Source organism: Streptomyces sp. NPDC005931 (genome assembly GCF_042871235.1).
GTDB lineage: Bacteria > Actinomycetota > Actinomycetes > Streptomycetales > Streptomycetaceae > Streptomyces.
This window is the reverse complement of the sequence record NZ_JBIAIG010000022.1, coordinates 39,287-61,370: the sequence shown is the minus strand read 5'-3', so window position 1 is coordinate 61,370 and position 22,084 is coordinate 39,287. Positions and strand designations below refer to the sequence as shown.

The 22,084-nt window shown below is 67.1% G+C and carries 16 protein-coding genes and 2 pseudogenes; 10 read left to right on the top strand and 8 right to left on the bottom strand.

The features are described from left to right. Positions 1-231: 231 nt before the first annotated feature. A pseudogene (locus tag ACFYOV_RS31835) lies at positions 232-1,245 on the bottom strand (hypothetical protein); the annotation flags it as partial. Between the two features lie 107 nt (positions 1,246-1,352). Here ACFYOV_RS31835 and ACFYOV_RS31830 point away from each other — a divergent pair. Both ACFYOV_RS31830 and ACFYOV_RS31825 read left to right on the top strand, forming a co-directional pair. Then, positions 1,353-1,922 carry a hypothetical protein gene (locus tag ACFYOV_RS31830; protein WP_389093769.1) on the top strand — a complete coding sequence of 190 codons (570 nt, stop codon included), beginning with the start codon at positions 1,353-1,355 and terminating at the stop codon, positions 1,920-1,922. An 811-nt stretch (positions 1,923-2,733) separates the two neighbouring features. Next, positions 2,734-3,189 carry a hypothetical protein gene (locus ACFYOV_RS31825; protein ID WP_389093766.1) on the top strand — a complete coding sequence of 152 codons (456 nt, stop codon included), beginning with the start codon at positions 2,734-2,736 and terminating at the stop codon, positions 3,187-3,189. 317 nt (positions 3,190-3,506) lie between these two features. Here ACFYOV_RS31825 and ACFYOV_RS31820 read toward each other — a convergent pair whose 3' ends face one another. After that, positions 3,507-4,421, bottom strand: coding sequence for a Ku protein (locus tag ACFYOV_RS31820; protein WP_389093764.1), 915 nt, complete (start codon positions 4,419-4,421; stop codon positions 3,507-3,509). Positions 4,422-5,139: 718 nt separating this feature from the next. Further along, positions 5,140-6,180, bottom strand: coding sequence for a hypothetical protein (locus ACFYOV_RS31815; RefSeq protein ID WP_389093761.1), 1,041 nt, complete (start codon positions 6,178-6,180; stop codon positions 5,140-5,142). A gap of 498 nt (positions 6,181-6,678) precedes the next feature. Here ACFYOV_RS31815 and ACFYOV_RS31810 point away from each other — a divergent pair, with 498 nt between their 5' ends. From ACFYOV_RS31810 to ACFYOV_RS31800, 3 genes are all read left to right on the top strand, one after another. After that, entirely contained in the window at positions 6,679-6,909 is a 231-nt protein-coding gene (locus tag ACFYOV_RS31810) for an e9imm peptide (RefSeq protein WP_389093759.1), read from the top strand. Positions 6,910-7,330: 421 nt separating this feature from the next. After that, positions 7,331-7,936: a hypothetical protein gene (locus ACFYOV_RS31805; RefSeq protein WP_389093756.1), complete on the top strand. Its 606-nt coding sequence runs from the start codon at positions 7,331-7,333 to the stop codon at positions 7,934-7,936. Further along, entirely contained in the window at positions 7,926-8,165 is a 240-nt protein-coding gene (locus ACFYOV_RS31800) for a BlaI/MecI/CopY family transcriptional regulator (protein WP_389093754.1), read from the top strand. The genes ACFYOV_RS31805 and ACFYOV_RS31800 overlap by 11 nt, the downstream gene beginning before the upstream one ends. Positions 8,166-9,009: 844 nt before the next feature. Here the strand turns inward: ACFYOV_RS31800 and ACFYOV_RS31795 are convergent. Together ACFYOV_RS31795 and ACFYOV_RS31790 are read right to left on the bottom strand one after the other, a co-directional pair. Next, entirely contained in the window at positions 9,010-9,555 is a 546-nt protein-coding gene (locus ACFYOV_RS31795; protein WP_389093752.1) for a hypothetical protein, read from the bottom strand. A gap of 805 nt (positions 9,556-10,360) precedes the next feature. Continuing rightward, positions 10,361-10,984 carry a hypothetical protein gene (locus ACFYOV_RS31790; RefSeq protein ID WP_389093749.1) on the bottom strand — a complete coding sequence of 208 codons (624 nt, stop codon included), beginning with the start codon at positions 10,982-10,984 and terminating at the stop codon, positions 10,361-10,363. Positions 10,985-11,372: 388 nt separating this feature from the next. Between ACFYOV_RS31790 and ACFYOV_RS31785 the strand changes: the two genes are divergently transcribed. Both ACFYOV_RS31785 and ACFYOV_RS31780 read left to right on the top strand, forming a co-directional pair. After that, positions 11,373-11,627 (top strand): hypothetical protein, encoded by a 255-nt coding sequence (locus tag ACFYOV_RS31785; protein ID WP_389093747.1) that lies wholly within the window; start codon positions 11,373-11,375, stop codon positions 11,625-11,627. A 58-nt stretch (positions 11,628-11,685) separates the two neighbouring features. After that, positions 11,686-12,543 (top strand): DUF6875 domain-containing protein, encoded by an 858-nt coding sequence (locus ACFYOV_RS31780; protein WP_389093744.1) that lies wholly within the window; start codon positions 11,686-11,688, stop codon positions 12,541-12,543. Positions 12,544-12,582: 39 nt separating this feature from the next. Here ACFYOV_RS31780 and ACFYOV_RS31775 read toward each other — a convergent pair whose 3' ends face one another. Both ACFYOV_RS31775 and ACFYOV_RS31770 read right to left on the bottom strand, forming a co-directional pair. Then, positions 12,583-15,066 carry a tyrosine-type recombinase/integrase gene (locus tag ACFYOV_RS31775; protein ID WP_389093742.1) on the bottom strand — a complete coding sequence of 828 codons (2,484 nt, stop codon included), beginning with the start codon at positions 15,064-15,066 and terminating at the stop codon, positions 12,583-12,585. Continuing rightward, positions 15,063-16,352: a tyrosine-type recombinase/integrase gene (locus tag ACFYOV_RS31770; RefSeq protein ID WP_389093739.1), complete on the bottom strand. Its 1,290-nt coding sequence runs from the start codon at positions 16,350-16,352 to the stop codon at positions 15,063-15,065. Before ACFYOV_RS31770 ends, ACFYOV_RS31775 begins: the two co-directional genes overlap by 4 nt. A gap of 101 nt (positions 16,353-16,453) precedes the next feature. Between ACFYOV_RS31770 and ACFYOV_RS31765 the strand changes: the two are divergent. The 3 genes and pseudogenes from ACFYOV_RS31765 to ACFYOV_RS31755 all read left to right on the top strand — a co-directional run. Beyond that, positions 16,454-16,546, top strand: a pseudogene (locus ACFYOV_RS31765) (IS5/IS1182 family transposase); the annotation flags it as partial. A 378-nt stretch (positions 16,547-16,924) separates the two neighbouring features. After that, entirely contained in the window at positions 16,925-18,007 is a 1,083-nt protein-coding gene (locus ACFYOV_RS31760; RefSeq protein ID WP_389093737.1) for a lysyl oxidase family protein, read from the top strand. A gap of 366 nt (positions 18,008-18,373) precedes the next feature. Continuing rightward, positions 18,374-19,591 (top strand): ISAs1 family transposase, encoded by a 1,218-nt coding sequence (locus ACFYOV_RS31755; RefSeq protein ID WP_389093734.1) that lies wholly within the window; start codon positions 18,374-18,376, stop codon positions 19,589-19,591. Positions 19,592-19,758: 167 nt separating this feature from the next. On the opposite strand, the gene ACFYOV_RS31750 is transcribed toward ACFYOV_RS31755, so the two are convergent. Then, the gene (locus tag ACFYOV_RS31750; protein ID WP_389093732.1) at positions 19,759-22,077 is read right to left on the bottom strand and encodes a peptidoglycan-binding protein; all 2,319 of its coding nucleotides are present in this window, start codon (positions 22,075-22,077) and stop codon (positions 19,759-19,761) included. Positions 22,078-22,084 lie beyond the last annotated feature (7 nt).

The window sequence follows — 22,084 nt, the reverse complement described above, 5'->3', positions numbered from 1 at the left end:
GCCCTCGGCGAGGTCTACTTCCGCGACAACGGACGCCGCGCCCACGGCCTCGAAGTCGAGTTCACCGACCTCGAACACCTCCAGTTCGAGCTGTAAGCAACAGGGGGTTTGGAGGAGCAGACAGCGACACCACGTGAGCCAAAGCACGATAGTTGTCACCAAGGCAGGTGCGTTGTCACCAGGGCCACCTGGCGGCGAGGGCTGAGCAGAGACCTGGACCGCGGTGCAGTCTCAGCTGTCCACCCCGGCTTCCCACTTGCGCCGGCGCAGCGTGTGGTCGCTGAAGAGGTGTCGGCTCCGGTCGAGCAGTTCACCCACCTCCACGTCGCCGCCCCGCCCGTCCGGCGATGGATGCCAGCGCTGCACTGATTGGGCGGCCCAGGTGCGCAGCTTCCTATCCGGGTCCTCGAACAGACCGACCGCCGCCCGTAGCGCCACGATGCCGCCGCGCGCGTCGAGCAGCCGGAACACGCCGACGCGGACGTGCCGCGGCCGCTCGGAGCCGGTGCGCTCCAATAGCCAGTCGGCGGGCAACTCCTTGGCCGAGGGCAGCAGGGCGGTGGCGGTCTCGCGGACGACCCCGGCGGCAGGGTCGTCGAGGAGCGGCCGCAACTGCTTCGCATCCGCGCAGTCCAGCGCCCGCAACCCTGCCACCGCCCGCGCCCGCACCGCGGCCGCCGGGTGCGCGAGCAGCGGCCGCAGCAGCCCGGCGTCCGCGCGGTTCCCGCACTCGGCCAGCCCGATGACCGCACCGGGCGGCAACTCGGGGTCGTCTGGTACCGTGCACCGCTTCCGGTACCAGGCCGCCGGGTCACCACCCTGCTGTCGTACGACATACCGGGCACAAGCACGCACGAGCGCGGAACGGTCGCTGAGAAACGGCTCCGCCTGCTCTGACCGCCCCGCCCGTCTCAGCGCGGTGACGCCGGCCGAACGGACACGCGGGTTGCGTGCGGACAGCAGTGGAGGCAGCACACCCTCGTAGGCATCCTCATCCCCCAGAGCCGTGAGCGCCGCTGTGGCACACAGGTCCTGGACCACGGCGTCCTGGTCCCCGGCGGCCGCGCTGGCCAGCTCAGCGGGACGAAGCAGCCGGCCCTCGATGGCCAGCCGGTACGCGAACCGCCGGACGATGCGGTCGGGGTCAGCGAAGAGAACAGCGAGCTGCCCGCTCGATGCCCGGCGCAGGATCTGGCCGAGCACATCGACGCCGAAGGCACCTCTGTCGCGGCGGCCGACGCGGAGACGATCACTGTGTTACAGATCAACTACGTCGGATAAGCGGCGGTCCCGCGATACTAGGGATAGGTTCGCGCCAGGGCCTGGTCACTGGGGGGCGCATGAAGTGGGCCATGAGCGACGACTACGCCGCACTAATCACCACAATCATCCTGGCTTCCCTGCTCATCGGCTCCGTGCAAAGCTACTCACTGCTACGCCGGTGGGCCGACTCCCACCTTGGCACAACAGAAGACGGCATGGACGCAAGGACCCGCGCCCTGGAATCGATCCGCCGCGGTGAAGCGCCCCGCCCCGAAGACCTAGAAGCGATAGCCCTCGCGGCGCAACCTGTTCGAGTTCTGCGCAAGACGCTGCTCCCACTCATCTCCTCCGGCGTATGGCTTGCCGTGTCAGCCGCACTCGTATGGGTGCAGGTGAAGGTACTGCTGTGGTCCGGGACCCATGAGCCGCCAACCGACCCGCAATTGGCTAAACAGGCTTTCTATGTAGCATCGGGCGCGGTTGTACTACTTGTGGCCGAGGGCCTTCTCAGGGTTATGGCCTACGGCGCCTCTCGGATCTTGCAGTCCATCCAAAGCCTCGAGGAGGCCACACCAGAAGAGCGATCTGAGCTACTACAAGCCATCAGGCGCTATGTGAGGAAACTCCCCGATCCCGAAGGCGAACCATCCGCTGAGTGACGGCAACATCGGGAACCAGCCTGACAGAAGCCTCCAGGATGAGCGGCCCGAGGTCGAGGGCAGAGTTCACGTTCAGGGCCTCGCGCAGCAACTGCCGGGCGTGCTCGCGTACTGGGCCGACCCAATCGGCGCAGCGGATCACGACCAACGGCAGCAGACCGGGGTGTCGGCCCGACTGGCGCAGCGCCTCCTGACGGATCCGCCCGTCGCGGTGGCAGAGGGCGAGTGCGAGCCGAGACTCGCCGAGCTGAGTCAGGTCGGCAGGCAGTGGGGCGGAGTGCTCCCACCCCGGCAGGAGCTGCGGGCGGTGCCAGGCCACCTCACGCACTCCTGCGTCCAGCGCGAGCCAGTCAGCGGGGTCGGCGACATCAAGCGTGCTGTGAAGCGGCGCGCCTCCCGCGAGCCGCGTCGCTGCCGCTGTCCCGTCCTCGAGCATTCCCGCCCCTCCAGCAGTCGTACCAGGTGATCGTAGGGTCGGGGTTCGCGTAGGGCGCGCGGAATATGGCCCGTGATCGCCGAGGGCCGTCGCCCGGCACCCTGCCCACCAGAAGCCGAACGCGGTGACATCTGCTTCGCTTGCCGCTGGTGCCAGGTAGCGCGCCACATCGGTGACAACCACCATGCTTTGTCCTAACGACCGGTTGGCAGCGTGATCCGCTTCAGCCCGCCTCGTTGGCTGCCGGCGCTGCGCCGCCGACCGGTCGGAAGTTGCCGCTGTTCGATGTGACTTACCGCCCGGAAGGGTAAGCCGGCAGCCGAAACCCCGAGCCGGGGTGCGCGTTGCCGGTACGAAGACCGCGTCGGAGTGTCCGTGGTCTTCGAGAGGAACCCCGCCCGTGCGTCTTTCCCGCTTGCCGCCGCGGCGGCTCTGTGCGCCCTGGCCGTCCTGTTCACCCCGGGCACCGCGGCGCACGCTGATCCCGGTGACACGGTCGCACTGCCGGTCCGCGATGCTCTCGCCGCCCTCCCCGTCCGGGACGAGGACCGCAGCGGCTACGAGCGGGACAGGCTCCGCCACTGGACCGAGGCCGACCGCGACGGCTGCAGCACGCGCGCCGAGGTGCTGCTCGCCGAAGCCGTCACCGCCCCCGAACAGGGCGCGGGGTGCGCGCTGACCGGGGGCTTGTGGTACTCGCCGTACGGCGACACCTACTTCACCGCCGCCCGCGGCCTCGACATCGACCCGCCACCTGGCAGCCCGGGGCGGCCGGCTACCGCTGCGCCTACGCCACCGACTGGGTGGCGGTCAAAACCCGGTGGGGCCTGAGCGTGGACGCGGCCGAACAGACAGCCCTCTCCCGCATCCTCGGCGCCTGCCCCAACCCACCCGTCAAGATCACCCTCGCCCGCTGACCCTGGCACCCGCGCCGGGCACCGAAGAGCAGCATCGGCTCCCGCCCGGCAGGTGCCGGGCCAAGCAGAACGGCTCGGTGGTCGCTAACAGGGCGCTCGCCTCGCGGCGAAAGGCACTGCAGGGCTTCAGCCGAAGGATCCCTGGGCCGGAGTGGCTGTGCGTCCCGGCTCGGGGGGCCGCGGGACGCAGAGCCGGAACCATTCTCCCGCGCCCAGGTGCCGTGAAGGGTGTTACGCGCTGCGCTGCGGCTTTCGGCCGGACGGCTTCGCGGCCGGCTGCTTGCGGGTGCCGGGCTGCTTCTTCGCGGGCGCCTTGCGCGCCGTCTTCTTGGGCTTCGGCAGATCGTGGACCTCGGCGTCCTCGCCCCGGGAGGCTTTGGCCTTCTGCACCGACTCCTGCAGGGCGGCCATCAGGTCCACCACCCGCTCCGGTGCGGCCGGCTCCGGCACGTCGGGCAGCTCGCGGTGCTCCCGCTTCGCCTCGATGATCTCTTGTAGGGCTTCGGTGTAGGTGTCGCGGAACTCCTCCCCCTCGAGGTCCTCGCGGGCCATCGTGTCCATCAGCGCCAGCGCGCCGTCGATCTCGTCGTCGGACAGCTCGACCGGCGGCGGGAGCAGCTCGGCGGGGTCGCGGATCTCGTCCGGCCAGCGCATCGCGTGCAGCACGATCACGTCCTCGCGGACGCGCAGCAGGCCCAGACGCTCCCGGCCGGACCAGGCGTACTTGGCGACGGCAACTTTCGCCGAGCGGGCCAGGGCCTGGAGCAGCAGCTTGTACGGTTTGGCCGCCACCTGCCCGGCGGGCTGGAGGTAGTAGCCCTCCCCGATCCGGATCGGGTCGACCGACGCGAACGGCACGAACGCCTCGATCTCGATCGCCTTCGCCGTCGGCAACGGAAGATTGCTCAGCTCCTCGTCCGTGATCGGGACCACCTGCTCCCTGGTGAGCTGGTAGCCCTTGCCGATCTCACTGCCGGTGACCTCGCGGTCCTCGACCTCGCAGAACTTCCGCACGCGCACCCGGCCCATGTCCTGAAGGTGGTACTGGTGGAACCTCACCGAGTGGTCCTCGGTGGCACTGACCACGTTGATCGGCACGGTGACCAGGCCGAAGCTGATGGCGCCGGACCAGATCGTTCGGGGCATGGCACACCTCCGCACTCACCCCGAGCACCACCAGACTACGCGTGCCCCATCGCCGGTGCGGCGTCCAGCGCCATGCGGCCGCCTGGCAGACCGGATCAGGGCGCGGGCCGCCGTCCCGCAGCGGTGAGGGACCTCGCGGCGCGCGTTGCACTGGGGCCCGCTGGCCGTGCCGCTTGCTGTGCTGCCGCGGCCCGCTGATCGAACACTCGTGCCATCCGGTCGATATCCTGCCTGCACAGCGATTTCTCACCTACACCCCCGGAACAGGTCGCCACGGCCACCCCCTTGCCCGCCGGTCACCGAGCCGGACCCCTCCGCGTTGGTGTGCCCGGGTGACAAGGTCGGGCCCTGCTCCGCATGCCAGCGCAAGACCCACCGCTACGGCCTCGGAGGCAGCCCCTTGTGCGAATGGTGCATGGCGGCGGCGCGGGAGAAGTGGGGCCCGGGCGTGCGCTACCGCAGCGTCCGCCCCTGATCGCGGCCAAGAGCCTCCTGCTTGGGCCGTCACCGCGCGGCATGCTTGGGGCGGTCCCGCGCGGCGTGCGAACGGAGCACGGGACCGCCAAGCCCTGCTGCCTGTCAGAGCCGGGCACTGGAACCGTACGGGCACGCGCCGGGGCCCGCACGCCCAGCGGGGCAGGCGAGGACAGGGGGCGGCGCACCGACCCTGCCGTCGCCTCGGCAGGGCCGGCGCGCCCGCGGCCCGGGGCGGTTTTCGTCATCGGGCGTCGACCAGCCGGTACTCCTGCGCGATCACCCGGGCCTTGCGGTGCGGGTGCAGCACGGCCATCGCCTGGCCCTGGTACTCGTCGGTGATCAGGTCCCGTGGCCGGCTGTCGTAGAGCGCCTGGGTGGGGCCCGGTACGAGGATGCGGCTGCTGCGGTACTGCGGCTTGTTGAGGTACTCCGCGGTGCGGGCGGTCGGGAAGAGGGAGATCACGCCGCCGTCGGCCAGGCGCAGCGCGTACACCGTCGGGTGGGCAGGTGGCTGGTGGACGAAGTTGGTGGTCCAGGTGACAGGACCCTTCTGGCCCGCTGTGCGCTTGTTGCGGTCCCTGTGGAGTTTCAGGGACTGCCGGGTGAGCGGTGTGGAGGCCAGCTTCCGGCCTTCGTTCCTGCCGCCTGTCTCCACCAGGTCCTCGAGGGCCTTGCTGAGCTGGTCGGCGGCGAGCGGCCCGACGCGCCGGGCGGGGTCGACGGCGGTGGCGATCCCGTCCCTGTCGCGGGCGATCGGCGGGATGGACTCCTTGTCGGTGTGGACGGCGAGGGTCAGCTTGTAGGTGCCGCCGACCTTGTCAAAGATCATCAGGGCTTCCCCGTCCGCGGACTCGCTGGAGCGAGCCTTGACCGCGAACCAGTCGGCGGTGCCGGCGCCCGGGATGTAGTACTCGCGGTCCTCGTAGGAGAAGGGCGAGCGGTAGCGCTGCTGCTCCTTCGCCTCGAAGGTCTTGAACTGTTCGTAGTCTGCCCGGGACTGGACGTTGAGCTGTCCGGCCTCAACGGTGGCCAGGATTGCTTGGCGTTCTGCGTGGCGTTGGCCCGGTTGTTGATTTTTCTCGTAGGTGTTCAGCGTCTGCTCGGCAGCCGCCTTCGTGACGACGCCCTGGGCGGCGGGACTCGCGCTGGGGACGGCCGTCGCGCGCCGGGCGGATTCGCTGTGCCCGCCGAGGCCGCACGCGGTCAGGGTGAAGGCCGTGGCCGTGGCGATGGTGAGCAGCATCAGGCGCGGATACCGGGCACGCGGTGAATGCGGGGACATGGTGCGGAGTTCCTCCGTGAGGTGGCGAAGCGGGTGGGTGCAGAGCGCGGAAGGTCGAGGGTGAGCGCAGTACCGCCGGTGGGAAGTCGCGGTATCCGGCGAGGGCCGCCCGCACGGTGGGCTGTCAGGGGGCACGCCGTGCGGGCGGTGGCAGCGGCGCCGGGGGGGGACAAGCCGCTGGTGGCACAGCCCAGCAGGGCACCCGGCACCGCTGCAACGCCGCTTCCCCGGCACCGGTCGGTGCCGGGTGTGCAGTCCAACCCCTGGCACGGGGGTCCTGTTCACTGGTCCGCCTGACGGACCCTTGCGCCGGGTGGTGAGGGCGGCAAACAGCGTGTTCGGCCCCCGGCCGTGGGACGACAGTGCTTCAGGGCATCTCTCATCCGGTGAGCCGGCGAGTGCAGACAAGGCTGCTGCCGATACGGACGCAGGCCCCGGGCACGGGGTGCTGTGCTGACGGTCACGCGCCCCGTTAGGGTGACGCGGCGGAGGGACGTGATGAGTGCTGTGGAGATGAGTCGTGCGGAGGCGGTCGCGCTCGTGCAGCGGATCATGGACGCGGACTACGCCTCAGACGACGAGCTGGACGGCTGGCTGGACAGGCTGGACAGAGCCCTGGCATGCCCGTCCCGTCTTGTCAGCGGCCTGACCTTCTGGCCACGACAGCGGGAACTCTCGGCTGAAGAGGTAGTCGACCGAGCTCTGGCGTACCGGCCGATCCCTCGATGAGGTGGCGCTCAACTTCGAAAGCGTGCGGGTCATGGCGGTGGACAGGGCACGGAACTACTTCCGCCCGTTGGTCGCTCGTTGGACGGTGTTGCGCGCCGCTCCCGGACCTTTGCCGAGTGCCTCTGCCGCCTCTTCCTCTGGGAAGGCATGACCGGATACGACAGCACCGTTGGTTGCACCCCGGCCCCGTCCTGCTTGCGTATTCGCCCGTGGCACCAGTGAGCACGCACGCGTCGGCCACGGCCTGGGAATGCGAAGGGTTGGTGACGTTCGGGCCGGTGAGTGTGTGGAGCCCCGGGGGGCTGTGAGCACGCTCTTCACAGGCCCCCGCATGGGTGGCGATCGTACGGGAGAGCAACTGCCGCGCTGTCTCGGTGACTAGCATCCGGCAGCAACAACCCGGTACAAGGAGCGTGCTGTCGTGGCCGACGAGCCCGAGAAGACCCCCATCCAGAACAAGTACGCGCAGCAATACGCCGATGACCTCGCGGCCAACCGTACAGAGCAGCGTGACATCACCGCGCAGATCGCCGCTCTGCAGGAGCGTCTTGAACAGCTCAGGGTGGAGGAGAGCTGGCTGGCCCAGGCGCAGAGCAGTCTGCCTGGGGCCGCCGCCCTGGGTGAGGGCGCGGCCGAGGTGTTGTCACAGGCCAGGGACGAACAGCCGCAGACCCCTGCGGCGGCCGAGGCCGTCGCCGATGCACCCCCGAGCGTTCCGCAGCCGCGGCAGGACGAGTCGGTGAAGGCGGAACAGCCCAAGCAGCCGGCCAAGAAGGCGCCGGCCGCCAAGAAGACCGCGCGCAAGAAGACCACCACCAGGAAGACCACGGCGAAGAAGACTTCGGCCGCGACAAAGGCTTCCGCCGTGAAGAAGGCGGCCGCTGAGCAGGCTCCGGCGCCGGAGGCGGCCGCCACCCAAGGCGTCGGCGAAGAAGGCCGCGGCACAGGAGAAAACGGGGCCGCCGCTGTGGCAGCTCGCCCGGGACATCCTGCTGAAGACCCCCGGCCAGCCGTGCATGGTCCGTGAAGTCTCCGACCGGCTCGCGCAGGAGCATCCCGGCCGGGCGACGTCCGTCCAGACGGTGCGCAACAGTCTTGACACCCTGGTCAAGAAGGGGCTCGCCGAGAAGTCGCGCCAGCAGGGGAACACGATGTACACCGCGTTCGCGGACGCCGAGGCGGCTGCCGCATCCGAGATGGGTGAGGCCGAGCAGGCTTCCGGGGCGCAGGCCGAGAAGCAGCCCGCGAAGGTCTGACCCCGCGGCGGCCCGGGCTTCGCAGGTGCCCGGGCCGCGGTACGCCCCGGCGAAGTCGGAAGGCCGCCGTACGCAGCCGAACGGTGAGCCCTTATGGAGCCAGTGGCGGGGGGCGGCTGCGTCACTTCCTGTGGATGTCGCGTCGGCGGCATTCGGGAGTCACCCACGACGCTTTTTCATGATCAATTTTGATGTGAATTGATGTCACTGGGCTGTTGCGGCAGAGCCTGAAGGCGATGGGCTGATCTGGTCCTGGCAGGATGCGCGAGTGCGGATCTTGAAGATGGCGGGGTGCGTTGGCCTGCTGGCTGTGCTCGTGGGATGCGGTGGCGCCAGTGAGGGTGCTGCGGCCCCGGGCAACACGGAGAATGCGGAGGCGACGGCTTCGATGGACCCGAGCTCGATAGCTGTTCTGGTGACCTTCGTCGGTGGGCCGGCCGACGGTCGGACTGAGCACCTGCCGCTGCCCGAGGCGGCGGGCAAGGTCACAATCGATGGCGTGACATACCGGGGAAACCCTGGACCACCGCCGGAGGTGAAAGACACCCCTGAGGGCCTGGCCCAGGTGATGCGGCCCGTCTGATGTCACCGGCCGCCGCCTGCCGGTCATGCGTCTCGAGCACCGTCTGGGGAACCGCTGTTCCCGGTCTGCCACGGCCAGGTATGGGTGTGCTTCGTCGAAGGGGGCGTCGATGTCCCAGCGGCACCGGGCAGCCAGCCGTCGGTGAGGATTGCTCACCGCCTGCTGCGACGAGTCAGCCGGGAGCCGATGGATGCGCGGTCCTCCGCGGGTGGTGCCGTCGCGGGTCAGGTTCCGTGACCGGTGTGCCACCCGGGGATCGTCTCAGGCGGCATGAGGTGCGGGCGCGGGTGAGGTGGCGGCCGAGAGCAGGAGGGCGCAGGCGGCGGCCGTCAGCGGGAGGGTGAAGTGGCCGTCGAGGGGGCCGACGAGGGCGGTGCCGCCGGCCAGGCCGAGGCGGATGGCGCTGGACATCCAGCCGACTGCTTCGGTCGACGTGCCCGGTGGTGTGAGCGCGGTGACGGTCAGTCCCGCGACGGTCAGCAGTGGGACGAACAGGGCGCCGGGCAGCATGGCCAGGGCCAGGATTGCCGGGGCGGGGAGCGGGGCCAGCAGGGGAATCCATGCGGTCGTGAACTGGGCGCCCAGGAGCAGGAGGTGACGCGGCTTCGGGGCGGTGGTGGGCTGGAGGCGGGCGGAGAGGATGCCGCCGAGCAGTCCGGCGGCGAACGTCGCGGGCAGTGCGCCCGCCAGCCAGGAGGCGTCCTGTCGCTGGGCCACGGCGATCCCGGCGACGTCGAGGGCGCCGACCGTGGCGCCGAGGAAAACCAGGGACAGCAGCAGGGGCCGCAGGGCGGGCGGGCGCAGCATGCCGAGGCGGTCGTGGTGGCGGGGTGCGGCCCGCCAGGTGCTGGCGGGGCGGGCGGTGGCGAAGGCCCAGGGCGGCGGCCACGAGGGCGGCGCCCAGGTGACAGGGCAGGGGCAGGCCGCGCTGGTCGGCCAGCCGTCCCAGCAGCGGCAGTCCGAGCGCCGGGGCGATGCCGTAGGGCGCGGCCAGCAGACTGGCGGTCGGCAGCGAATGGCCGTCCGCCTGTGCGGCCAGGATCAGGGCGACGGGCGTCATGCCCAGCGACAGGCGGCCGGTGACCGAGGAGATCAGCAGGTGGCTGCAGTAGCGGTGGCGCAGCACGTCGCGGAAGGTCGGCGGGGTGCGCGGCAGCGCCGGGTCGTCTGCCGGTGCGGGCGGGGGTGTGGGGAGTGGGCGGGGTGCGCGGGCCGGTTGCTGGGTGGTGCGGGGGACGTCGCAGACCTGCGCGTGGGCCATCGGCTGCCTGCCTCTGCTAAGGGGTGGTGCGGGAGGCCGCCGTCCGTGCGCCGGGGCCCAGGGGGACAGGCGGCGGCGTACGGACGGCGTCAGCGGCGAAGGAGGGTGGCGCGGCCGTGGCGAGAAGCCCAGCAGGCTACGGTGTCGCCCCTCAACGCCGCTTCCGGCGGGACGGACAGCCGCTGCGGCTCCTCCCACCTGCTGGCACGGCGATCGGCCGGGCCGGTTCGTCACGCGGCGCGAGGACACGCTCCGCAGCGCTTCGCGCGGTGGAGCGGCATCGGCGGCTGTCGCAGCACCGCGGCGGCGCCACGGGCAGGGACGGCGTGCCCGGCGCACGCTCGGGGACGGTTAGCGCCCGGGGGTGACAGTGCTGGTCAGGAGGCGCGGCGGAAGACGGCTGCCGGCCCGATGACGCCCGGCCCGAACTTGTCGCGGACCCGGTCCACGGTCTTTTCCGCCTGCAGCCAGGGCGCGGGTGTCGTCGAGGCTGATCTGCTGGGCGACCCGGTCGGCGTCGATGAGGTCTTCGCCGCGCAGGGCGATGCCGGTGAGGCGGCCGCGCTGGAGGCCTGCGGCGTCCATCAGCTGGTAGGCGAGGGTGCGCAGGTCGTCGTCGTGTGCGGACGGCTCGGCCAGGCGGCGGGTCTTCTCCCAGGTGGTGCCGCCTGCGAACTTCAGCGTGAGGGTCAGGGCGCGGGCCGCCTGAGGGCGGCGGCGCAGGCGGGCGCCGAGCCGGACGACGAGGTCGAGGAGGGCGGCGCGGACGGCGGCGCCGTCCAGGGTGTGCTGGTCGAAGGAGCAGCGGACCGTGGCGGAGGCGGGCAGGGCTGTGGGCACGACGGGTCGGGGGTCGATGCCGCGGGCGTGGTCGGCGGCCGTGCGGCCGGTGCGGCCGCCAAGGAGGCGCTGGAGGGTCGCGGGCGGGACGGCGGCGAGCAGGCCGACGCTGTGGAGGCCGTAGTGCCGCAGCACGGCCGCCTGGCGGGGTTCTCTGAACTACGGACTTGTCCGAGCGATGATCACTGACATGACAGGTCGGCGCATCCGCACGGGGACAAGCGATGCCAGTGCCGAGCGGGCACGGTCACGAGACCTTGGAGGCATGCACTGCACTGCCTACTCTCCGTTACAGGAGCAGCCCCGATGAGGTTTGACACAGAGCCGAACATTCTGCACTACGACTCTTGCGGTGCCATCTGAAGTCGGGGAGCATCCCCGCATCGCGATCGTTTCGTGCAATGTCGCGCGGGAACCCGCCAGAGGGATACTGGAACGCGAGGCTGCGCGCACCAGGCCGAAGGGTGGCATCCATGTCCTAACGCAAGTGGATGCGCCTAGTAACGCAAAGTTAGGAACGGCTATGAAGCATCACGAGCAGGTCCAGTCGCAACCCCCCCAGAGCGTCGACCCTGCAGACGAGATGATCTCTCCCACGGAGTCGGACGTAGCCGTGCTGGCCGCAGCCATGCGCAGGACTGCACATGAACTCGCGGATGCGCGCGCGAGCCAGCCAGAGTTCCGGGCCGAGATGGCCGTGGTGCTGGGTGGAGCGGTGAAACGCGCGGAGGACCTTGAGCTTTTTGATGTCACCAAAGCCCTCACTTCTGATTCCTGACGCCGTGATGCGATAAGCGGTGCGGTGAAACGAGGCGGCCGCGCCGCATAGATGCAAGGTGCCCACAATAAGTTCTTTCTGGGTCTCTGCCAGAATGCGGAGAGCACCATCAGGTGCAAGGATAGATCTAGTCATCGGAACCTCTGGCAAGGATGACAAGATGTCCGGCTCTCCAGCACCAGAAGACTTTGGCCTTCTTACCCCGGCAGAGGTGGATGAGCTGCCGCCGAACTCTGATGCGGACGCCCTTAAATCAATGCTGAGATGGGTCAAGGACTTTGTCGCTCAGCCTCACCCCGAGCGTGACCCGGAGAACCCAAACGACCGAGCGGCCGTGTGCCCGTTTATGCCCGGTTCTCTCGCTAAGGGCCTTACTTGGTTTACCTTGCCCAACGAGCCAGTGCGTAGCCCTGAGGACGTGATGCGGATCGTTGACGCCTATAGGGATGTCCTCAAGGAGCTACCGCCTACTCGCGGTCGGGACGCGAGGTTCAAGACGATAATTATCGTATTTCCGATGGTGGATGCGAGTGCAGCTCCAGCGTTCATTGACGACGTCCATGAAAGAGTCGCTGGCGAATATAGGTCAGACGCACTCATGCTGGGGGAGTTCCATAGCAGGAACCAAAAACATGGCAGTCACAATCCGAATTTCTTTGGGCTGCAGAGTCCAGTTCCAGCTATGGCTCTCAGGCTTATGGTGGCACTCGACTACCTATTCCTCACCAAAAGGACAGGCGATCCCCTTAAGGATCTCGAAAACCTCCTCGCATACACCAAGGCAATGGCGAGGATGGATCCGCCCCCCAGCAAGAAAATCCAAGAAATGATTGACTTCTTCTGGGATGATCTGAAGCTTATATTGAAGAGGGCAATGGAGGTACCTCCTGACGCACAGGAAGGGCCACCGGAATAGATCACAGGGTGTTCCAGTGATCTTCCCCCTTCAATTTTCTCATTGAGTAGTTCGCAGCGTCAGGCCGCTGTCGTCCGCAATCTGAGGAAAGGTGGGCATGCCGAGACTGACTGCTCTGCCACGGCGAGTAACTTCTGCATCCATCTGCGCGAGCTTGTCTTGGGCGCCGGCAAGGCTGACGCGGAGCCCCTCGATCTCGCCCAGCCACCCTTCGCGTTCGGCCTCGGTGATTCGGGCCTGAAGGTTGTCACGGATCTCGATGAGTCGGGGTCGCTGTGCCGGGTCCGGCCGAAGGAGTGAGCATCGGACGCAGGCATGTTCGTGGATGCAGGCCGTGCCGAACGCACGGGCGCAGATGCCGACTGAGAGCTTGCGGCGTTCGAAGTGGCCAAGGAAGGCGTCCCACTCCTCGCTGGTAGGGGTGCGGTATTCCTCGCTGGGGCGCTGGGCACGGCGGCGTGCGATGAAGGCACGGTGAGCCTCAATTGCCTCAGTGGGGTAGGTGGCCTTGTAGCCCATGGTGGTGGAAATGCTCTTGTGGCCGCAGATCACTTGGGCAATGTGCGGCGGCAGTCCGGAGAGGATGGCGTCAGTAACGAAGATCCTTCGGAAGTCGTGCGGCTGATAGCCCAGCGGGTTGCCTGCACTGTCGGTTAGGCCGGAAGCAGCCAGGGTCTCACCGAGGCCCTTGCGGATGGTTTGGGCCGAGACAGGACGGTTTTGTCCGGCACTGGACCACTGAAACAGCAGCGGCAGGGGTGGGTTCCACACTCGCTCACCGGAGTCGTAGGCGGAAACCAGCGGGACAGCGCCGTCGGCACCGCGCACGCGGGTGACCATGGTGGACAGGACATCGGCAAGTTCCGGGCTGACCAGCAGCAAACGCTCCTCGTCCGTCTTGGAAGGAGCGATCTGCAGCAGGGGGACGACTTCGCCGGTGGTAGGCAGGGTGTACTGGACGATGCTGTGGTGGCTGGTCTCCAGCATCTCCTCAATGCGGGAGCCGGTATGACGAAAAAACTCGATCGCGGCCCAGACCCAGAATGCACGGTTCTCGTCTGCTACTAGGTAGCGGCGACGCCCACCGACGTCCAGGGCTAGGGTCGGCTCCAATCCGGAGTGGCTTCGCTTGGGTTTTGTGAAGGCTTCGCCCAGGACGGTGAACCGCTCCCCCAGTGGTGCGTCGCGGAAGGCGGCCAGCCTCTCCTGGGCCTGGCGCAGACGGAGTTCGGCGGTGCGGAGCACCACCGGCAGGGTGGGCATGCGCTCGCGGGTACGCTGGTCGGCCCGGGCCTTGACGCGCTTGTGGTGCTTGTTGAAGACGACGTCGGAGTCCTTGATCGGGCAAGGTGCCACCCATTGGGCCCAGCGGGTAGGTTCGTCCGCGGCCCACGTTGCGAGGTCCAGGTAGAAGGCCCGCACTGTTGCCATCAGGCTGCTGGGGTTGAGGCGAGGCGCGGTGCTTTCTGCCAGCTGGCCATCGAGGGTGCGGCGGCGGATGGTTTTGGTACGGATGCGTTCTTTCCAGGCCGCTGCGATCTCCGGGCTCAGGTGCAGTGAGTCGATGCCTGGGTGGTGGTGCTCCAGATCAGCCCAGAAACGCGCCACTAAAGACCGGGAGAGATCTTCGAATGTGTTGTAATCCAGCGCGGGACGCCGCTCATTGAGGTAGGCGACGAACATGTCGCGCACTGGCTGGCATCGGACGTGGTAGCGGTCCACCAGCTCTTCGGTGCTGGATTGCCCTGCGTACGCGGTCACAGCCCGCAACGTCGCGGGTGCGTCCAAGGGAAAGTTTCCTAGCTCCTTGAGTAACGTGTAGAAGAAGGTTCGTGAAGTGGGGGCTTGCCGCAGTACGTTCACCTCGATGTGCCGCAGTTGCAGGCAATCACCTACCGTGATCTCCCGCACGCTGCCGCCCTTACCAATGACCAGCAATGCAATCTGGTAGGCCGCCTTGCGCCACACCGGAGTGCCCCACAACTCGCCGGCGACTTCTTTCAGCGCAGCGAAACCGTCCGGGTCACGCCGCTGTGCGACCGCGTCGGCCAGGAACGGCGACCAGCGGGTGGCTAGCCACTCCAGCCGAGGTCGATAGACATCCGCGATCGCCAGGAAAATGCTGCCGCACTGGATTTCGTTACGTACCGTGCGTCTGCCCACACCGCTCTGAGTCGACATCTGATCGGCCACACGGTCAGACCAATCCCGTCGCAGCGCGTCCGAGCCCGAACCCAGCCAGCGTTCTTGCCAGGTCTGCCCGTCAAAGGTCTCCAGCCAGCGCAGCACCCGGCGCACCCCGCGCATCCGGTGTTCACGGCTCTTGTACGAGTCGCTCCATGTAAGCGGAATCAGCCGGTCAATGACCTGCTCGAACGACTCAGCACAGCGCTCCCAGGACTCGGGCACAGGTCGCGGAGGAAACTGCAGTGTCAGGGCCCGGTGGCTGCCGCCCATCAACGACGCTGTGGTGGGTCGCACCGGTGTCAGGTGGCCAGCCACAGCGGAGGACATCGTGGTCATACCTGCCGCCCGAACAGCACATCCAAACTGGCCGGGTTGTACCCAGATGCTGGTGGAGCCGGAGGTGCTAGACGTCGCTCAGCCTGCCGAGCATGGTGCGCCCTTACCTCCTCTAGGATCTCTTCCAAGCCTGCCGCAAGATAGATTTCCGTTGTGGACAGATGAGCGTGACCAAGAACCCACTGCACATGGGAAAGCGGCAGCTCGGGATCGCGCGCCATGCGGTACGAGGCCGTGTGCCGTAGGTCGTGCAGCGACCAGTTGGCCCCCATCAGAGCGTTGGCCCGCAGGAGCACAGCACGTGCCGCGTGATAAGTCAGCGGACGCCACGGCCGACGCAGCGTCCACCACAACGGCAATCGCGCTCCGCGAGGCACTCCAAGCTCCCACGCTTGCTGCTGATACAACCGCAGCCAAACGAATGCGTCCGGCGCGGCGGGCAGGTCTTGGCGTTCACGCGACCCTTTGCGGACGACGCCGATCAGTTGCTGGCCCGGGTCTGCATCCGCTTGCCGGCCCGTTAATAGTTCCTCTGCCCGCGCCCCGGTAGACACCCACGCCGCCACCAATGCTCTGTCCCGATCATGCTTCAACGCCGCGAACAGCGCGTCGAATAAGGCGTCCGGGATGCGACGCGGGATACGGCGCGGCACCTGAGGCCGGTAGCGGCCCTGCCGCTCGCCCGAGAACGGCTCCATCGGGTTGTGGTGAGCGTGTACCCGACCACCACGTCGGGAACGATCCAAGGGGAAAGGATTGAGCAGCGGTCCGCTGCCTTCCTCCCGGTGGAAGTCGTAGAAAGTGCGCAGCACCGTCTCGCAGTGCGCGCGTGTGGAAGCCGCGTACTTCAGCCCAGGGCTTGGCTTTCCGGTGACCGGGTTCGGCGTCCCGGGCGCCCTCTCCGACCGCGGCCCAGGTACGGGAAACACTTCACCCCTGGCAGCCCTCGCTCGGTGCCGCCAGTGCACGCGGACTGGCTTGTTCGCCACCTGCATCCACCGCGCGAAGTCCCGTGCTTCCACCCTCGTCACCCGCTGCCACCCCACCTCGAGCGCCCACAGGAATCGGAACCAGCGCAGCAGATCATTGCCGTAGGAACGAAGCGTCGTCTCTGGCTTGCCGGCAGCCTGTAGCTCCGAGAACCACACTGCCACCGGAGCCACCACGGCGCCTGTCTGGTCCAGCAGTCGGTAGGGCTCGTACCGATTGCCGGTCTCCTCCAGCCGCCCTAGGTCAGGCAAAACGAAACCCCTTAGATCCCGCGGAACTCCCGCATCTTCGGACATGCGGGGAAGCTAGCAGGACAAGGCTCTGACCTGCGGAGACTTTCGCCTTAGTTCAGTCAACAGGGGGCCGATGCCGTGCAGGGCCTCCACCGGGAGCCGGGGAGTCCTGGCGGATCTTCCGCAGATGCGGCTGCAGTCCGAACCGCATGACGTCAATCGCCAAAGCCGTCCTCACCCTGGAGCGGCAACGCTGAAGAAGCTCGATGAAGGTATGGCCGGACGGGCCCGCCGCGGTGCGCGTGACCCGGCTCCGGATCGGGTTCAAGCGACCGTACAGCAGCATGTAGCCGAGCTGCTGGTGGACTTGCCAAGTCCGCTTCAGCAGGGTGGCGGCGATGCGGCTGGCCGCGATGTGTTCGGCGACGGCCAGGCCGTGGATCTTGGCGACGAACAAGGGACGCCGGGCACCAACCTGCGCCGCATCCCGCGCGAGTACGCTCCGTTTGCATCTCCGAGTGCCCAGTGGCGCAATTGAATTGCACTGTTAAACCTGCATCTCTCCCTGTTGAGTTGTATGAACACAAAACTAGCAGTTCGGAGTGTGCAAGATGGGCGCTAACCTGGTTCCGCTTGTGCGCAACTTCTCAATAAGCGAGGAGCGTGCGGATGAACACAGTATCGAGGACGGCTGCATCGAAGCGGGTGTGCACCGGCTGCTGCGCTTCGACTTCCTCTCCCACAACGTAGGGGACTCCGACCTGGTTGTGGGTGCGCCTGGCCCTGATGGGCCGCATCCCGACTGGTTCGTAGAGTCCGCCTCGCACGGTCATTGGCATCTCAAGAACTTCAACGAGTTCAGGCTGCTGGATCTGAACGGAAATGACGTGACCCACGGATACAAGCAGGCGTTCTGCTTGGTGGACATCGAACACCTCAGCCCGTGGGGGCCAACTCAACGGCAGTTCGCCGACTGCAACCAGAACCAGGGCGTATCCGCAGGGTGGGCAGACCTCTATGAGAAGACACTGCCGTGCCAATTCATCGTCCTCGATGGGGTGCCGGACGGCGATTACCTCCTGCGCTCGACGACCAACGCGCAGCGGCTGATTCCCGAGGACACCTTCGTCGACAACACGACCTACACCCGCCTGCGGATCGTAGGTGACACGGTGACCGTACTCGACAGCGCACTCCGGCTGGTGGACATCGGCGGTTACGGCTCGGACGGGCAGGGCCGGTACGCCGCGATCTGGGCAGGGGCCTCGGGTCCGGCGTGGCAGGCCCGTCACGGGTTGTCCGCGGACGCCTATCAACGGACCTTCGACGAGCTGGGAAGCCAGGGCTACCGGCTGCGTCGGGTCAGTGGTTACACGTTGGGTGGCCAGGACCGGTACGCCGCCATCTGGGAACAGACGCCGGGTCCGGCGTGGCAGGCCCGTCACGGGTTGTCCGCGGACGCCTATCAACGGACCTTCGACGAGCTGGGAAGCCAGGGCTACCGGCTAGTGGACATCAGCGGCTACGGCACGGACGGCCAAGACCGGTACGCCGCCATCTGGGAACAGACGCCGGGGCGGGCCGTGGGAGGCACGGACGGGTATCAAGGCAGACGCGTTCCAACGGGTCTTCGACCAACTGAGCTGAACGAGCCAGCACCCGGGCACGTCTCGGAAGTGCCTCAACCTCGGTGCGGCCAATGTGACCAACTTGCCTGAACACCCAGTAAATGTTCGTCAGGCACGCATGCCAAAGGGGCACTTGCCTCACATGCCTTCTCCGAACTAAGAGTTGATGTAACGGGGAGGCCAATGCCGCGCGACTCGGACGCTGTGCCCCAATACGCCGAGTGGGGTCCGGTACTTCCTGCACGTACATCAGGGCAGCTCTGCCACGTCTGCTTAGATCACCGCATGACCCCAACTCTCCAGGGCTCCGTCGTTCTCGTGGTCGGTCCGACGTAGTCGTTGTGGGCCTGATGCCCCAACTCCGCCGTGATGGTGCTGGATCGGCGGGAAGACGTGCAGGCACGGCTTCCGGTGATCATGGAGTGTCGAGTTCCCTGATCACCACAACGGAAGACCGTGCCTGCTGCGCCATCATCGCCCATCCCCGCCGGGCTGGGCCAACTCGCCGGATCCGATCCGGCTCTCTGCGATGAACTGCCCGGTCTGCTGGACCGGCTGCGCAGGCTGCCCGACCCACGCAGTCGGCGAGGCCGGCGCCACCCACTGTCGTATGTCCTGGCCCTGGCCGCCTGCTCGGTCCTGGCCGGAGCGAAGTCCCTCGCCGCCATCACCGAGTGGGCCGCCGACGCCCCTGACCAGCTCCTTCTCCACTGCGGGGCCACACTGCGCGATCCGGACCGGCCCTACCGGGCTCCCAGCGAAGCAACCGTGCGCCGAGTACTGCAGCGCATCGACGGCGACGCGCTCGACGCGGCGATCGGCGGCTGGCTCACCGCCCGTGCAGACACCTTGCGCGCCCCCGGCCAGGACACACAGCCGCCATCCCGCCCAGCCCGGGAGGCGGTCGCGGTGGACGGAAAATCCCTGCGCGGCGCCATCCGCGCCGACGGCCGCCGTGTCCACCTGATCTCGGCGCTGCGCGGCGACGGCATCGTGCTCGCCCAGCGCGAGACCGAAGCCAAGAGCAACGAGATCACCGCGTTCCGGCCGCTGCTGGAACCACTGGACCTGACCGGCGCGGTGGTGACCTTCGACGCGCTGCTGACCCAGACCGACCACGCGAAGTTCCTGGTCGAGGAGAAGAACGCGCACTATATCGCCGTGCTCAAGGGCAACCACCCGACCCTGCACGCGCTCGTGAAGGAGCTTCCCTGGAAGGAGGTGCCGCTGATGGACCGCACCCGCACCACCGCCCACGGCCGCGACGAGATCCGCCGCCTGAAGGCCGTCACCGTGCCGCACCTGCCGTTCCCGCACGCCGGCCAGGCACTGCAAATCGTCCGACGACGCCGCACGGTACGCACCGGCAAAGTCTCACTCGAACGCGTCTACGCGGTCACCAGCCTGATGGTTCATCAAGCGACCCCCGCTGACCTGGCGAAACGCGTACGCGGGCACTGGGCCATCGAAAATCGTGAGCACCATGTCAGGGACGTGACGTTCGGTGAGGACGCCTCCCGGGTGCGGACCGGCAGTGCGCCCCAGACGATGGCCTCCCTGCGGAACTTGGCCATCGGCGCACTCCGGCTTGAGGGTCAGAACAACATCGCCGAGGGCCTGCGCCACCACGGACGGGACATGAACCGGCCACTGGCGACCCTCGGACTCACGTGATCATTCCGCACCGATCGCGAGAATGACGGAGCCCTGACGCCGACCACCTCTGCGGATCTGTGTACGCGTCGGTCTGGTACTCACTCCATCATGACTCGTGTGGGTAGTTCGGCAACCTGGCCTGCCGGTACTACAGCGGGGGCGTATGACAGGGGTTGTTAGATCCATCAATCCCAGAAAGAGATGGCGTCCCAAAGTGCATCACCGACGCTTTCAATCGCCCCACCAGCGGCTTCTACCGCATCTTCGCCAGCGCCCAGTATGTCGTTGAAGGCGTCGCCCGCAGTCCCTAGTGGATCCTGCAGCAAGTTGCTGACCGCGCCAACCGCGAACGAAGTTACGCCGGCCAGGGGATTGGGTCCCGTAATCGTTAGTACGGGCAATTTGATTGTGCTTGTGGTACCCCAATGGATACCTACTTCCGCCTTCAGCCCGATCTCACCGCCGAGACCGTAAGACTTACCCCCGATCGAGACAGAGACTTGTCCTCCCAGCTCACCCGCACTCGCGCCAGCCTCCGCACCGATTCCGTCCGGTCCAATCTCCACGCCCGTATGGGCTGCAGGGCCTTCAGCATGCCCAATACCCCCGGCCGAAATAACAGGGGCATCGACGGAGAACGAGGCATCCACCCTGGCTGTAGTGACTTCGGCGTATCCCTTGGCTGTTAGTTTGTCGCCATCAAACGAACCGCCGAATTTCGCAGTTCCGACCTGCAGGCGCCCGTTCGCCGTAACACTGACCTCTCCCACCTTCACTCTCAGCGTTCCAGTCTCGTCGACTGCCCTATATTCATAGGAGATACTCTCTCCGTGGAACTTAATGTCGCCAATCGGTATAGGTTGTTCTGTCGAAGCTGGCACTTCCCCCTCATGCGCCCTAAGGATCCCGCTAGCGTCACGAAGGTTGCTTCGGAAACGCAACGTACCCCCTGCCGCCGACTGAGGCGTGTGGCGCCTTGCGCAGGAAAGGGGGTTAATGCGAAGCCTGGCCGAAAAATAGAAGGTATCTCTGTCCTTAAACTCGTTCTCGGACATGCCCCAGTGCACCCACTGGGTGCCGTTGCCTGGTTGCCAGACGGCGGCGAAACGGCCTTCTTCGATTATGAGTGAGGTGATGCGGAGCCCTTGCGGGAAGTACTCGGAGTCCTTCTGCTTAAACTCGTTCTCGGACATATCCCAGTGCACCCACTGAGGCGTCAGGCGGCCCCATGTCTGGGGTCCGACGATGCCGTCGACCGCTATGTCGACGCGTTGCTGGAATTCACGTACTCGGCCATCGGTGACGGGGCCGAATCGGCCGTCGACCACGAGCTGCAGGTCCGGAAGGTGATCGTTGAGCAGCCGCTGGAGCTTTCGTACGGCCGGCCCGTGAGAGCCCTGTTGCAGGGTAGGAGTGCCCGCAGCGGCTTCCTCCGACTGCTCGCCGCCGGAGAGCATCCCCCAGGTCTGCGGGCCCACCACGCCGTCGACAGTGATTTCGACACGCCGCTGGTACTCCTGCACCCGGGCATCCGTCGCAGGCCCGAAGTCCCCGTCCACGGCCAGAGACGGCAGATCAGGCACATGCCCGTTCAGCAGCTGCTGCAGCTTCCGCACCGCTTCACCCTGAGAACCCTGAGAAAGTATGGGAGTGCCGACACCGTCCGGTGTACTGGGCGTGCCGAAGAATTTGATCGGGAGTACGACGACTAGGACCTGGTAGCCGAGTCCGTCAGGGACCGAAGTGTCCGGCAGTGAGATGCGTTCGATGACAACCCCGCCGAGCCGCTTAACGATCTGCTCCATCTTCGGCAGCGTGAACGTATTCGTGGCGATGGTGAGACGCGCGTTGGATGTCGCGATCCGGCGGATCTCGCGCTCTCCACGCGTGGTGATGGGCGCGGACCGCAGTGCGATGTCTGTGGCCGTGTCGCTCGCAATGGTGTCGGTCAGTGGGCGAGGTGGTCCGCCAACGACGCCGGGGTCCGTAACAAAGTCCTCGAAGCCCTGGTACTGCGTTTCCCCCTCACCGCCGATGTTCACTTTCCTTCCGAGGCCCGGGTTGATCGGCGTGGCCATGTGGTCGACCTTGTGCCCGCTGGTGTCCACCGGACAAGTGTTGTGGTCGTGCGGGGATCCTTCGTGGGTCAACGAGACGAACAGGCTGATCACGGTGGGCGGTGGCCGGTTCTCGAACGCTACGATCTCGTTGTCAAGCGCGGCGATTGTCTTCTTCCCGACGATGTTGTCTGGAGTCGTCTGGCCGGGACCTAGGATGTTGCGTGGCGGACCCTTGAAGGCCAGTACGGTCCGCACCGTTGTCGGACCATAGAGATTCCTCTCGACCTCGTCGGGCCCGATCACCCCGGCGCCCAGCGTGACGAGCGCTGCCTGGATCTTTGTGACGTGATCACCCTGGGCGCCGGGCGTGACGTGATTGGCGTCGGACACCAGGCACTTCTGCAGCGCCTGGTCATCACGGAAGAGTTTCGACTTAAGAGGCATCGTTGCT

Excerpts from the sequence above, each read along its gene's own strand:
- ACFYOV_RS31810 (WP_389093759.1), top strand. The coding sequence starts at position 6,679 with ATGAGTGCTGTGGAGATGAGTCGTGCGGAGGCGGTCGCGCTCGTGCAG.
- ACFYOV_RS31775 (WP_389093742.1), bottom strand. The coding sequence starts at position 15,066 with ATGACCACGATGTCCTCCGCTGTGGCTGGCCACCTGACACCGGTGCGA.
- ACFYOV_RS31770 (WP_389093739.1), bottom strand. The coding sequence starts at position 16,352 with ATGTCCGAAGATGCGGGAGTTCCGCGGGATCTAAGGGGTTTCGTTTTG.
- ACFYOV_RS31795 (WP_389093752.1), bottom strand. The coding sequence starts at position 9,555 with ATGCTGCGCCCGCCCGCCCTGCGGCCCCTGCTGCTGTCCCTGGTTTTC.
- ACFYOV_RS31785 (WP_389093747.1), top strand. The coding sequence starts at position 11,373 with ATGAAGCATCACGAGCAGGTCCAGTCGCAACCCCCCCAGAGCGTCGAC.
- ACFYOV_RS31750 (WP_389093732.1), bottom strand. The coding sequence starts at position 22,077 with ATGCCTCTTAAGTCGAAACTCTTCCGTGATGACCAGGCGCTGCAGAAG.
- ACFYOV_RS31830 (WP_389093769.1), top strand. The coding sequence starts at position 1,353 with ATGAGCGACGACTACGCCGCACTAATCACCACAATCATCCTGGCTTCC.
- ACFYOV_RS31820 (WP_389093764.1), bottom strand. The coding sequence starts at position 4,421 with ATGCCCCGAACGATCTGGTCCGGCGCCATCAGCTTCGGCCTGGTCACC.
- ACFYOV_RS31815 (WP_389093761.1), bottom strand. The coding sequence starts at position 6,180 with ATGTCCCCGCATTCACCGCGTGCCCGGTATCCGCGCCTGATGCTGCTC.
- ACFYOV_RS31800 (WP_389093754.1), top strand. The coding sequence starts at position 7,926 with ATGGTCCGTGAAGTCTCCGACCGGCTCGCGCAGGAGCATCCCGGCCGG.